Annotated in this window: 10 protein-coding genes; 7 read left to right on the forward strand and 3 right to left on the reverse strand. The window is 38.0% G+C overall.

Going from position 1 to position 11,696, the window contains the following annotated elements:
- The first annotated feature begins 238 nt into the window (after positions 1 to 238).
- Together pdxH and L647_RS0118385 are read left to right on the forward strand one after the other, a co-directional pair.
- Positions 239 to 877: a pyridoxamine 5'-phosphate oxidase gene (pdxH, locus tag L647_RS0118380; protein ID WP_024612335.1), complete on the forward strand. Its 639-nt coding sequence runs from the start codon at positions 239 to 241 to the stop codon at positions 875 to 877.
- 21 nt (positions 878 to 898) lie between these two features.
- The gene (locus L647_RS0118385) at positions 899 to 1,666 is read left to right on the forward strand and encodes a TatD family hydrolase (RefSeq protein WP_024612336.1); all 768 of its coding nucleotides are present in this window, start codon (positions 899 to 901) and stop codon (positions 1,664 to 1,666) included.
- Here the strand turns inward: L647_RS0118385 and L647_RS0118390 are convergent.
- A complete protein-coding gene (locus L647_RS0118390) occupies positions 1,633 to 2,253 on the reverse strand; it encodes an AhpA/YtjB family protein (RefSeq protein ID WP_024612337.1) in 621 nt (206 codons plus the stop codon). The two genes, L647_RS0118385 and L647_RS0118390, sit on opposite strands and share 34 nt — an antisense overlap.
- A gap of 146 nt (positions 2,254 to 2,399) precedes the next feature.
- Between L647_RS0118390 and serB the strand changes: the two genes are divergently transcribed.
- On the forward strand, positions 2,400 to 3,428 hold the full coding sequence (serB, locus tag L647_RS0118395; RefSeq protein WP_024612338.1) for a phosphoserine phosphatase SerB: 1,029 nt from the start codon (positions 2,400 to 2,402) through the stop codon (positions 3,426 to 3,428).
- A 20-nt stretch (positions 3,429 to 3,448) separates the two neighbouring features.
- On the opposite strand, the gene L647_RS0118400 is transcribed toward serB, so the two are convergent.
- Positions 3,449 to 5,926, reverse strand: coding sequence for a PilZ domain-containing protein (locus tag L647_RS0118400; protein WP_024612339.1), 2,478 nt, complete (start codon positions 5,924 to 5,926; stop codon positions 3,449 to 3,451).
- A gap of 351 nt (positions 5,927 to 6,277) precedes the next feature.
- Between L647_RS0118400 and radA the strand changes: the two genes are divergently transcribed.
- Together radA and L647_RS0118410 are read left to right on the forward strand one after the other, a co-directional pair.
- Positions 6,278 to 7,663, forward strand: coding sequence for a DNA repair protein RadA (gene radA, locus L647_RS0118405; RefSeq protein WP_024612340.1), 1,386 nt, complete (start codon positions 6,278 to 6,280; stop codon positions 7,661 to 7,663).
- 75 nt (positions 7,664 to 7,738) lie between these two features.
- Positions 7,739 to 8,671 (forward strand): hypothetical protein, encoded by a 933-nt coding sequence (locus L647_RS0118410; protein ID WP_024612341.1) that lies wholly within the window; start codon positions 7,739 to 7,741, stop codon positions 8,669 to 8,671.
- A 69-nt stretch (positions 8,672 to 8,740) separates the two neighbouring features.
- Here the strand turns inward: L647_RS0118410 and argE are convergent, their stop codons facing one another.
- Positions 8,741 to 9,901 (reverse strand): acetylornithine deacetylase, encoded by a 1,161-nt coding sequence (gene argE, locus L647_RS0118415; RefSeq protein ID WP_024612342.1) that lies wholly within the window; start codon positions 9,899 to 9,901, stop codon positions 8,741 to 8,743.
- 222 nt (positions 9,902 to 10,123) lie between these two features.
- Here argE and argC point away from each other — a divergent pair, with 222 nt between their 5' ends.
- Together argC and L647_RS0118425 are read left to right on the forward strand one after the other, a co-directional pair.
- Positions 10,124 to 11,134 carry an N-acetyl-gamma-glutamyl-phosphate reductase gene (gene argC / locus L647_RS0118420; RefSeq protein WP_024612343.1) on the forward strand — a complete coding sequence of 337 codons (1,011 nt, stop codon included), beginning with the start codon at positions 10,124 to 10,126 and terminating at the stop codon, positions 11,132 to 11,134.
- The coding region (locus L647_RS0118425; protein ID WP_024612344.1) for a hypothetical protein at positions 11,135 to 11,696 on the forward strand (562 nt) is incomplete at its 3' end. It lies immediately after the preceding gene.

Genomic DNA, 11,696 nt, shown 5'->3' on the forward strand with positions numbered 1-11,696 from the left:
GCCTTGTCAGCACTCCTACACTTGCAGATGTAATGTTTTACATTGTAGGTTGGGTTGAGTGAAACGAAACCCAACGATATACCTAAGACTCTATGTTTATTGTTATCGATACATCTGAGACTCTATGCTTATTGCTATCGAATACACCTGAGACTCGATACTTGTTATTACTCAATACCCATTTTTTTAAGCTCGCTACTCAAAGCTCTTTTCTAACGCTTTATTTAAAGGACTTGTTATGAAACTCGAAGATATCCGCCGTGAATACCTGCAAGACGCGTTAAGCGAAGATAACTTGCAAGATGATCCGTTCAAGCAGTTTGAAACATGGCTTGAGCATGCGGTAGCAAGCCAGTTACCCGATCCAACAGCAATGGTTGTAGCAACCGTTGATGAAACCGGTCAACCTTCACAGCGTATTGTGCTTTTAAAACATTTAGATGATAACGGGTTTGTGTTTTTTACCAATACAGGCTCGCGTAAAGCCCAAGAGCTTAAAGGTAATAATAAAATTTCCTTGCACTTTCCGTGGCATCACATGGAGCGCCAAGTTATTGTGTATGGTGAGGCTAAACCATTACCGACATCAGCCGTTGCAAAGTACTTTTTATCGCGCCCTAAAGAAAGCCAATTAGCAGCGTGGGCATCAGCGCAAAGTCGACCCATATCATCGCGTAAAGTGTTGATGGAAACCTTTGCCAACATGAAAAACAAGTTTGCTAAAGGTGAAATTCCACTTCCTGATTTTTGGGGGGGTTATTGTGTAGTACCTACTAAAATTGAGTTTTGGCAAGGCGGGGCGCATCGTTTGCACGACCGCTTTATGTATCAGCGCCAAGTAGATAATAGCTGGCAAATTACACGCTTAAACCCTTAATAAATAGATGAGTAAGTAACCGTGCAATTTATTGACTCTCATTGCCACCTCGACTTTAGCGAGTTTGATTCGAATCGTGAATCGCTCATAAACGAGTGTGTAGCAAAGGGAGTTAATCAGTTTGTTGTACCGGGTATTACGCTTGCTCAATCGCATGCTCTCATAAAATTCAAAGCAACTAACCCAAGTATAAAAATAGCCGCAGGGCTGCATCCTTACTTTTTAGAGCAACATAAAGAATCGCACATAGAAGCGTTATTTGATTTTGCGACTGAAAATAAGCATCAGTTGGTGGCTATTGGAGAATGCGGGCTTGATCGAAGCATTGAAAACCTCTCTAAACAAACTTATTTATTTGAACAGCAAATAAAGCTTTCTAACGAGCTAAGCTTACCGCTTGTTGTACATCACAGACAAAGCCATGATTTAATTGCGCAATCGTTTAAACGGTGTAAGCCAAAAAACGGGGGAGTGATTCATGCCTTTTCGGGCTCACTTCAACAAGCGCAGTATTATATAAAGCAAGGCTTTAAGCTTGGTGTAGGCGGTGTTATTACTTATGAACGCGCAGTTAAAACACGCGCTGTTATTGCTGCTATTGAGCCAGAGCATTTAGTGCTTGAAACCGATTCGCCCTCAATGCCGTTAAGCGGCTATCAGGGTGAAGTTAACACGCCACTGCATATACCTGATGTATTTAACGCGTTATGTGATTTAAAGCCACACAGCAAGAGAGAGGCGCTTGCAAAGCAGCTCTACGATTCTTGCTCAGATGTTTTTTGTATATAACGGTTTACTTGCCAACGTTTTAATCCACGCCCTAATTGCCACGTAAAAATACAAGCAATCACTAGCATTAATAGTACCTGTCGACCTAAATCATGAAAATGATTATGGCTGTCAGATATTGCCGCACGAGTTAAATAGGTAACAGATACAAATCCAAGCGGGCGGTCGTCATCGCTAATTACAGGTTCTACAAAAGGTGTTTTTAGTTTACTAATCCCAGGGGTAGAGTCGGGAAGTTGGCCAAATATATGGTGAGATTGCCAATTATCGCTACTTGCTATCAAAATACCTTGTTGATCATAAATAGTGGCTGAAAGCACAAACTCATCTTTACTTATGTCGTTGCATATTTCGTTGAGTTGCGGTTTGTTTTTTTCAATTAAAGGGGTTTTAACATTCAAAGCCATAAATTTAGTCATGCTTTGTGCTGTACTATCAGCGCTATCGTAAAGCAATTGATGGCTTTGAAAACTACTATTTACGCCAACCCAGCTTAGTAACACAAAACAACCAGCCGCAAGAAACAAGCGTACTAAACGCTTTCTTTGAGATGCCGTAATAGGGTTTTTAAGATGGTTATTTTTCATAGTCACCGTATATGCTGCTGACAGCATTTTAATTTGATGTTACAACTAGGGTAACTATACCCTTAAACCCTACCTGATGGCGAATTTAGCGTTAATAATTACTGATTTTAATATGCCAACTATCAGGAAATAAATACGGAGATCCCATGTCGAAAACGAACATGGCACAGCCACCTGCTGAACAATCATTAGTAAACTTAACTTTAAATAAATGGTTTAGCTATCAAGATAGTGTTTTTTTACCGCTTACTAATATTCCAAATAAGCAGCAGGGATTATTTAGTATTGCATTTGCTGGCGACTTTGATGTTAGCAGCGTTAATAGCATTATTGATTTTTTGGCAAAGCAAAATCAAATCGTCACCGCTATATGCCAGTATCAACCTGATTTAGGATTAGCACCTGCATTGTGTTTTTACGCAAAAAATGCAGAGCAAGCTATAAACCCGCTAGTGTTACAAGAGTTTTCACACACTCTAGATTGCCAGTTAGTACAAGTTGCTGCGCCGCCTAGTTTATATAAACCTGGTTTGTTGGTTATGGACATGGATTCAACCGCAATTACAATTGAATGCATTGACGAGATAGCCCGCCTTGCAGATGTTTACGACGAAGTTGCCTCTGTAACAGCACTTGCTATGGCGGGTAAACTTGATTTTAGTGAGAGTTTAAATCAGCGTGTAGCTAAGCTTGAAGGAATTGAAAAAAGCTTAATTGAAGAGCTAAAAAGTGCATTGCCACTCATGCCTGGTATTAAAGTGCTGTGCCAAATTTTAAAACAGCATGACTGGTATTTAGCAATCGCATCAGGTGGTTTTGTACCGTTTGCAGAGCGTGTTCAAGAGCTTATTAATTTAGATGAAGTACACGCTAATGTACTCGAATTTAAAGACGATAAACTAACAGGTAAAGTACTTGGTACAATTGTAGATGCACAGCAAAAAGCAATTATTCTAGAGTCGTTACAACATAAACTAGGGCTTGAGAAGTCGCAAACTGTTGCTATTGGTGATGGCGCAAATGATTTAGTAATGATGGCAAAAGCAGGTTTAGGTGTAGCAGTACATGGTAAACCTAAAGTGGTTGAACAAGCCCAAGCTGCTATTTGTGAAGGGTCATTATTGCAATTGTTGTATATGTTGGCTATTCCGTTAGAAAATGAGCCAGCTCTTTAAAATAAACTAAGTTAAACCGCTTAACGTAAGCGGTTTAACCAAATTAGTTTTCGACGTCCCATCTGATCGACCTGTTGTTGGTCAAGCTGTAAATGGCTTAAAGCTTCTTCGGTTATATCAACTACATCGCCAACACCGGCTACTGACCATAATGCATCTTCTAAATCTTTTGCTTTGTGCAGTGCGTATTGGCTAACATAATTTAATTCGTTCGATAAGTAATCGGTATCTGGACGGCCTGTACGCGAAATATATAAACGCATAATAAATATAAGCTCCGATTTAACACCTTTGTTTATTTGCTCTAAAAACTCGCTGTAATCTTCGCCTAATACGCACTGACTAGTAATTGCATCTTCAATATTGCTCTTACGAGGGTTAAAGTTAATCGCTAGTGTAAACGCCAGAGGCGGATCTTGGCGACTGCGATCTTTAATACCTGGGGTGATCACATTAACTATTTGATCTTTAGTTAATATGCTCGATAAATCTGTTTTGTTATTTAACAAACCAAAATTTTGTAAAATTACATGCAGTGGACTTGCGTACAAGCCAAAGCCGATAGCTCCGGTTGCAAAGTGAGCTGCTTCTTTATGCAAGTACAGAGGAAATTGGCATACACTTTTTGTAACCATATTTCTAAGTGCAGTAGAAAGCCCCTCTACTTTAGGTGACTCCTCCGATATTTTTAGTTTATCTTTATTGCTTTCAATTAACTGAGTGAAAAAAGAGACACCTGAATGTGGTAAATCAGCAATTCTATTCGCTTTTAAATTAATAGTAGTAAATGACTTACTTACAGCCATTGTTTCGTATTTTAATTCACTAAGCTTATGTTTTTTAGTTATTTTTTGTAGTTCTGGAAATGACAGTAAAACCACATCGCCTTTTTTAAAGGTAACCGGTTGCTCGCATTCTATTTGTAAACCCATCACCGAAAAATCGCGTGTATAACCTTTTATAATTACATCATTAATACTTACTTCAACAACTGTTTTATAAAGGTAGCGTTTATGCGAGCGTAAATTTACATACTCAAGCGCAACAATATCTAAATAAGGCGGAGTTTTGTGTTTAGCATGCCCAAAATGTTTGAGCTGATTAACTGTGGATTTATCATAAGTTAGCTTTTTGTATTGTTGTTGTTCAATATTATTTCCAATACTGGTCAGTACAACTACGTATTTAACATCTTTTATAAGCCCTTCTACACGTGGTGAAGGTGGCTTATTTAGTTTTTCTATATTTGTGCCAGCACTATTTGGTAACGAAAGCGGTATGTAAGAATCGTCTGGGTGACTTGGCATTATTTGTATTTTAAAACACTGCCAGCTTTCTTTTTGACTGCCAAAACCTAAAAATAAGTTACTCAACTCGGTGTTACTATTAAGCTCACTTCGTGTTGCTGAGTAATAATAAATTTTACCAGAAGAAACATGAGTGAAAGTATAAAGGTAATCTTCTTTAACGGCAGTTGGCTGTGTTAATAATTGAGATACACGCTGATGGTTAAGCACATTATATAAACAGGGGATTTTTCTTTCATCAGTAAAGTAGCGTTGAATAAAAATATTATTTTCGGTGGTTAAACTAAGGCTTGGGTAATATTGCTCATTATTTTTGCTTAAAAACACGTATAAAGAGGTTACCCGTGGAATATAATATTGCTCATAGCCTTTTGAAACTACAGCATCGAGTGTGTTATCTAGATTAACTTTATAGCGGCGCTTATTACCGTGAATAAAGCTTTCTAAAAATCCGTCAAAAGCCTCGTTTTTCTCAATGTAAGTGCGTTTCAAACGAATATGATTAAATTCACGGGAAATGTTTTCTACGGCAACGACTTCGTATTGTATGCCATTTTTTAAACCCAGTTCAAAATCTTGCTCAAGGCCTACTAAACGCATAGCGATAAGTTGACCTTTTTTTACTACGTACCGTGTTGCAAGCTTTACTTTACAACCGCTTAGTGAAATATCAGATGTGCTTGCAGCAAGATTTTTTTTATCATTATACCCAATAGTAACTTTTATTGAGTAGTTCATACGTTCTTCACGGCGGCTTTCGTATGAGGCAAACTTAATTACGCTGGTGCTGAGTGAATCATCTAGTTCTTGTATTTCAGCCTGCTCGGCGGCTTGCTTTTGCAATACGCGATGGTTGTTTTCGGTGCTCATTACAGCTTCGTAAACGGCTAATGTATATTCGCCATGTTGCTGTAGGGCTTTTTCAAACACTTCAATGGCTGTGTCATCCATAAAGTGTTGTTTACCGTTGTGCTCGTATGGCTTTACTTGTCCTGTTACTAAACCGCGTAAATCAACAAAGCGTGCCACAGGCTGAGACAAGCGTGACATTTCCATTTTCATCAAAAACTGCTCAGGTTTAGTTAGCCCCGCAGTTTTCGATTTGAAAATTAGGTCAAACTTAGCGTTGCCTAAATATTGTTTTAGTTCATTCACGAGGTCTTCGTGTTTGAGCATTATGTCATCAGCCATTTATAAAACCATCACCGTCTAATTGAAAAAGTAGGTATACTGTTAAGTCATTTATTAGAAATTCAATAAACGTTAAATCGTGCTATGTTGTTAATATAGGTACGATTATTCGAGTAACTACAGTTTAGCTCTTGTTATTATGTGTTATTTGCCATTTTATTGGCAAGTTACTTTAAACTATTTTCGAAGCAAAAAGTATGCCCTAAATTATAGTAAAAAAGAAAATAGCATTTGTGTTTAATGATTGTGGTGCTGAATTTCCCCGTTGGCAAGAGTATGTTGCTAAACAAAAGCATGAAATGGCAAAATAAGTATTTTAAAAATTAAAGATATAAGTAGGTAAGATAATTAATGGCTAAAGCGGCAAAAATAGAGTTTGTGTGTACAGAATGTGGCATGAACTACCCACGTTGGCAGGGTCAATGCCGCTGCGGTGGGTGGAACACATTAGCAGAATTTAAACCTTCAGCAGGGCAAAGTCAAAAAGCATCAGCACGAGCAAGCGTAGGTGGTTATGCTGGTGGCATTGGTGGTGGCTCTAAAAAAATTAATGACATCACTACAACAGAAGCTGAAAAACAGCTAACTGAAATTGGCGAGCTCGACCGTGTTTTAAGCGGTGGTGTCACAACAGGGTCTGTTAATATAATCTCAGGCGATCCTGGGGCAGGTAAAACAACGCTGCTGTCTGATTTAGTGGCAAGAATGTCGCAGCGCATGCCATCACTTTACTGTACGGCAGAAGAGTCTTTATCGCAGTTTAAAAACAGGGTAAATCGTTTAAAATTAAACTATAACGCTGATGAGCTTTATTTATTATCAGAAACCAGTGTTGAAGTTATTATTGAAGAGCTTGAGAAGAATAAAATTAAGTTTGCTGTTATCGACTCTATTCAAGCAGTTGTAACCGATACGGCAAATGGCAGCCCTGGTTCGCCTTCGCAAGTAAAAAGTGCCGCCCAAGCACTTACTCAATACTGTAAGCAAAATGATGTAACTATGTTCATTATTGCCCATGTAAATAAAAACAACGAAATAGCAGGTCCCCAAACACTAGTTCATATAGTTGATGCACTTTTACATATAGATACCAACGATGGACAAATTAGAACGCTAAGAGCAAATAAAAACCGCTTTGGTGATATTGATACCGTTGGTATTTTTAAAATGTGCGAACGCGGAATGTTAAGCGTTGATAACCCAAGTGAAATATTTTTATCGGGCTCCACCACAGATTCACCAGGGTCTACAATTACGTGTATACGTAAAGGAAATCGTAATTTATTACTCGAAATTCAGTGTTTAACCACCGAAACAGAGGCAGAATTCCCGCAGCGTGTTTGTGTTGGTTTAAACATGAATCGTATAAAAATGCTGACTGGCATATTGCGTAAACACACTAAAACTAAAATATTCCACGATACATTTTTTAATATTGTGGGTGGCTTAAGAATCGATGAGACAGAAACCTGTATAGATTTGGCGTTAGTTACCGCGCTACTTAGCAGTTTAAATGAATTTGTAGTGCCTCGTACTACTTGCATTATGGGAGAGCTTAGCTTAAACGGCGATGTACGCCCAATCGACAGTGGTGTACCGCGCGTTAAAGAAGCCGCACAGCATGGATTTACTGAAATATTTATTCCATTTCGTAATTATCATAAATCAATGGAAGGGCTAGGCGCTAAAATTACGCCGGTAAAAACGGTGCATGAGTTACTTAGTTTGATTAATTAACACTTATCGGTGATGTTCTTCAGTGTTACTCTTAAGTAGAGACAATTTATATAAAGAATTAAATAAGGAAATAACATGAAAAAATTAGTTATAGTTGCAGCGATTATTGCTGCGGGCGTTGGTGGTGTTAGCTATGCAAACTACGTGGCAACGCAAGAAGTGCGTGCAGAAGTAGACAAGCAACTGGCTTTAGTTAGCGAGCAAACAGGCGCTACATTTAAATATGCTGGCTTATCGGCAAGTGTTATTTCAAAAAGCGTAGAAATTACAAACATGGAAGTGATAAGCCCTGAGGGTGACAATGTTGCTAATATTCAAAGCATCGAAGTAACCGGTTATGAGCCAGATAAAATTTCTCCTCATACATCGTTTGATGTAAAAAGCTTTCAGTTTAATAAAGACTTTGTAGCAAAGTTACCTGCTGATACAAATCCAATGCTAGCGACAGCCAGTTACGATTTGCATTCATCACTTGATTACGATGAACAGTCGGGCGACAGTGATGTAGTTGTTAAGCTTGATGCAAAAGATATTATTAGTTTTAATATGGATATGGGCTTAGCTAACTCTAAAGCACTTATGGAAGCATCACTTGAGATAAGCAAAGCGCAGCGAGCAGCAGGCAACGAGCCTCTTTCGTATGAGCAACAGTTACAGCAACAAACATTAATAATGCAAGCTATGAGCAAGCTCGAACCTCGTAGCGTTAACCTTGTTTTAAATAACCAAGGCGAGCTTAAAGAACTTTTAGAAAGTGAGCTTAAAAAGCAAGGTATGAGCGTTGAGCAAATGCAAATGATGGTTGAGCAACAGTTACAACAAGCTCCAGTAACTGACGAAATAGCGCAAGCAATTATTGGTTTTGTTAAAGGCTTAAATTCATTTTCAATGTCGGCTAAGTTACCTGAAGGCAAAACTATGATGGAAGTTAATCAACAAATAATGATGCTTGTAGGTCAACCTGATGAGCTAGTTAAGTTTATTAACTTAGAAGTTAAAGGCGATTAAGCCTTAGCTCTGTATTTAATAATAAAGGTGCCAATTGGCATCTTTATTATTTTGTGTTGTAATAAGTAATTAGTGACTCTTATTGCTAAAACAGCTCGCTTTAATTATATTGCTGATAATTTGTTGTGATGGTTTTATTTTTTCTGTCGCTAAAAATTCATCAGGTTGATGCGCTTGGTTAATAGAGCCTGGACCCATTACAATTGTTTCGCACCCTAGTTGTTGAATATAAGGCGCTTCAGTGCAGTAATTTACAGCAATCGCTTTTTGCCCCGCTATTTTTTCAGCTAGCTTAACAAGCGCACTATCGGTGCTGCCGCTAAATGCCGGAATGGGGTCATGCAAATCGATAACACTAACAGCATTAGGGTATTGCTCGTTTATTTCTTTAATTGCATCAAGAACTAAAGCTTGTAACTCTTTAATACTTAAACCCGGTAACGGACGCATATCTATGTGCATTTCACAGCAACCACAAATCCTATTTGCGTTGTCGCCACCATGAATATTTCCAAAATTTAAAGTTGGGTAGGGTATTTCGAAGTGTTCTATTGAATACTTATGCTTTAATTGTTCTTTTAAGATCAGTAATTTTGCAATCACTTTATGCATAACTTCAATGGCGTTAAGACCACGTTCGGGATCGGAGCTATGACCTGAACGACCAACTACTCTAATTGCTGTGCTCATGTGTCCTTTATGAGTAAATACCGGAGTCATATCAGTGGGTTCGCCTATAATACAGCGCGCAGGTTTTAAATTTGGGTGTTTACATATTTGTTGTGCGCCTGCCATTGTTGTTTCTTCGTCGGCAGTGGCGAGTATTAAAATAGGTTGAGTTTGCTGTTTTTCATCAAGCTCACTGACAGCCTGTAATACAAAAGCAAAAAAACCTTTCATATCAATGCTTCCTAACCCATACAATTTGTTATCGAGTTCGGTAAGTTTAAATGGATTATGGTTCCAACGGCTGTCGTCAAATGGCACTGTATCGGTGTGACCCGCGAGCATTAATCCGCCATCACCATTTCCTCGTTTTGCCAATAAATTATAACGTCCTTTTTTGCCTTCTAGTTCAATTATTTCACAAGTAAAACCAAGGGTTTCACACCACTTTGCAAGTAGCTCTACTACATTTTTATTACTCATGCATTCACTATCTTCAATAGAACTTATAGAAGGTGCTGCAATTAATTGTTGGTACATAGAAATAAACGATGGCAAAGGCATAAAAAATCCAAAATAAGTATTCAATTTAATTGCATAACAATATAAAAGTATTTACTATGAATATCAATTCACTTTTTAAGCATAAATATATCAAAGTAATGCTATGAAAATAATGCGACGATAATCAAAATTCATTAATAAAAAAGACTTAATTAGCGTCTAAGCTAGTTTAAGCGAACATTATAGACAAGTAGAAACTAATTTTAAGATAACGAGTAACAAATGAATGTAGCGATTATTGGCGCAAGCGGATACAGCGGCGCAGAGTTAGCAAGTTTAATTGCTAAACACCCAAATTTAACCTTAGTAGGTTGTTATGTATCGGAAGGTAGCTTAGATAAAAATAAATTACTAAGTGATTTATACCCAGAGCATCTTGGTTTACTAGATTACCCTTTGCTTCCTCTTAGCGTATCAGCTTTTGATGACATTCAAAGTAATGCTGATTATGTCTGTTTATGTACCGACCATAAAGTTAGTGTTGATTTAGCACCGCGTTTTTTAGCCATGGGTAAAAAAGTATTTGATTTGTCAGGAGGCTATCGCCTCGCTAGCAATGATGATTATGTTACTTATTATGGCTTTGAGCATCAGCACCCTGAATTATTAAATGAAGCAGCTTACGGTTTAGCTGAATGGAATAGCGAAGCAATTATTGCTGCACAGCTAATTGCTGTTGCAGGATGTTATCCAACAGCTGCGCTCAATGCATTAAAGCCTTTGCAACAAGCTGGTTTATTAAGCGATCAAAGTATTATTATTAATGCCGTATCGGGTGTTACGGGTGCAGGGCGTAAAGCGAGTGTTGGCACTCATTTTTGTGAGGTATCGCTTGCTCCTTATAGCTTGTTTAACCATCGCCACGGTCCTGAAATAGAACAGCATCTTGGTCACAAAGTGCTATTTACACCGCATTTAGGTAATTTTCCTCGTGGTATTTTAGAAACTATTTATGTGCAATTAAAGCCAGAGGTAACAAGTGAGCAAGTAACACAAGCGTATCAGGTACTTGCTGATGAGCCACTTATTCGTTTACTAGGCGATAAAATCCCATCAATAAAAGGTGTAGCTAAACAACCATTCGTTGATATTGGTTGGCAGCAACAAGGATCGCAATTAATTGTTATTGCAGCAATTGATAACTTACTCAAAGGTGCTGCAGGGCAAGCTTTACAATGTATTAATTTATCAATGAATTTAGAACATACCACTGGTTTAAAAGGAGCGTTTTAAATGAGTAAAAAAACGTGGGTTATTAAACTAGGTGGTGCAGTACTTAATATAGAAAATGCAGCTAAAGCATTATTTGATGTACTTAATGAGCAACAAAATGCTCAGTTTGTAATTGTGCACGGTGGCGGTTCACTTGTTGATACTTGGTTAAAAGAAGCTGGTTTTGCCAGTGCTAAACACCAAGGTTTACGTATTAGCCCAGCAGAGCAAATGCCTTATATAGTGGGTGCGCTTGCAGGTTGTGCAAATAAACAATTAATGACTCAGGCTATTAGTGCGGGGCATAAACCTGTTGGTTTAAGTCTTTTTGAAGCGGGTGTAACTGCTACTCAAAAATTAAAAGCGCTTTGTTTAGTCGGTAAGTGCACAAGTAACGATGATTCTATTATTAACGATTTACTTAAAATTTCTCGTTTACCAATTGTGAGCTCCATCGGCTTTGATGAACAAGGCTTGTGGTACAACGTAAATGCAGATGAAGCAGCGGCAGCTATTGCTAGTAATTTAAATGCAGAACTTATTTTTATGACCGATGTAGAAGCGGTACTTGACGCAAATAAAC

The sequence above is a fragment of the Pseudoalteromonas sp. TB64 genome (assembly GCF_000498095.1).
Classification (GTDB): domain Bacteria; phylum Pseudomonadota; class Gammaproteobacteria; order Enterobacterales; family Alteromonadaceae; genus Pseudoalteromonas.

Bases quoted from the DNA above. Each gene is read 5' to 3' on its own strand.
- L647_RS0118400 (WP_024612339.1), bottom strand. From the start codon at position 5,926: ATGGCTGATGACATAATGCTCAAACACGAAGACCTCGTGAATGAACTA.
- L647_RS0118410 (WP_024612341.1), top strand. From the start codon at position 7,739: ATGAAAAAATTAGTTATAGTTGCAGCGATTATTGCTGCGGGCGTTGGT.
- pdxH (WP_024612335.1), top strand. From the start codon at position 239: ATGAAACTCGAAGATATCCGCCGTGAATACCTGCAAGACGCGTTAAGC.
- L647_RS0118390 (WP_024612337.1), bottom strand. From the start codon at position 2,253: ATGAAAAATAACCATCTTAAAAACCCTATTACGGCATCTCAAAGAAAG.
- argC (WP_024612343.1), top strand. From the start codon at position 10,124: ATGAATGTAGCGATTATTGGCGCAAGCGGATACAGCGGCGCAGAGTTA.
- argE (WP_024612342.1), bottom strand. From the start codon at position 9,901: ATGCCTTTGCCATCGTTTATTTCTATGTACCAACAATTAATTGCAGCA.
- serB (WP_024612338.1), top strand. From the start codon at position 2,400: ATGTCGAAAACGAACATGGCACAGCCACCTGCTGAACAATCATTAGTA.
- radA (WP_024612340.1), top strand. From the start codon at position 6,278: ATGGCTAAAGCGGCAAAAATAGAGTTTGTGTGTACAGAATGTGGCATG.